The 1,019-nt window shown below is 58.6% G+C and carries 1 protein-coding gene; it reads right to left on the bottom strand.

Annotated features, from left to right (window positions below):
* Positions 1-227: 227 nt before the first annotated feature.
* Positions 228-1,019 (bottom strand): IS3 family transposase (locus ACXJKH_RS21170; RefSeq protein ID WP_457322320.1); only part of this gene is annotated, 792 nt, incomplete at its 5' end.

The raw sequence follows: 1,019 nt of genomic DNA, 5'->3' as shown, positions 1-1,019 counted from the left end.
CATTGGAAGTGGTGATAAGTACGCCGTGAAGTTCGACGCTAACGGGCTTTTCATTCCTGGACAGGCTGATCCAAGTAGGGAGTATTCGGTGGTGTTCCGCGGAACCGATGGATGCGAGTTCCGATCCGATCCTTTTAGTCCCTAAGCTACTGAGCTACGCCCTTTGCCCGGCTAGTCGATGCGTCAACCGGTAATCCCCCCGCTTTTAGCGGTCGCCAAAAGTGGAACTACGCTGCCAGTGCACGCTTCTGCATTGGTGTGATGCCGCCGAGCGCCATGTTTGGGCGCTCGTGGTTGTAAGTCCATAGCCAACGAGTGGCGATGTCCTGGACCTGTTCGATGTCATTGAACAGATTGCTGGCAAGCCAAGCGTAACRCACGGTCCGGTTGTAGCGCTCGATGTAGGCGTTCTGCTGAGGATTGCCTGGCTGGATGTAGAGCAGTGCAATGTCTTGCCRCTCGGCCCATGCTTGCAGCGCTCCGCTGATGTACTCGGGCCCGTTGTCGCAGCGTATGGCGCGGGGCTTTCCGCGCCATTGAATGACCTGTTCCAAGCTGCGGATGACGCGCGCCGCGGGCAAGGAGATGTCGACCTCCATCGCCAGTCCCTGACGGTTGAAGTCATCCAGTACGTTGAGCATCCGGAAGCTGCGTCCATCAGCCAACTGGTCGTGCATGAAATCCATCGACCATGTCTGGTTGACCGCCTCAGGCACCGCCAAAGGCTCCGGCACTTCCCGGACGATGCGCTTGCGCGGCTTGATGCGCAGATTCAGCTCCAAATCGCGATAGATCCGATACACGCGCTTGTGGTTCCAAGCGAAGCCCTTCACGTTGCGTAGGTGCAGGAAGCACAGCCCAAAGCCCCAATCGCGGTAGGCGCTGGTCAGCCTGAGCAACCAGTCGGCGATGATCGCATTTTCTTGGCAGGCCTTGGCCTGATAGCGGTAGCAGGTCTGACTCACCTCGAACGTCCTGCACGCATGAACGATGCTGGTGATGCCTGCCTGGACCGCCCG

The sequence above is a fragment of the Stenotrophomonas sp. P5_B8 genome (assembly GCF_054049855.1).
Note: the sequence above shows the minus strand (reverse complement) of the source record. Positions and strands in the feature narration are given on the sequence as shown.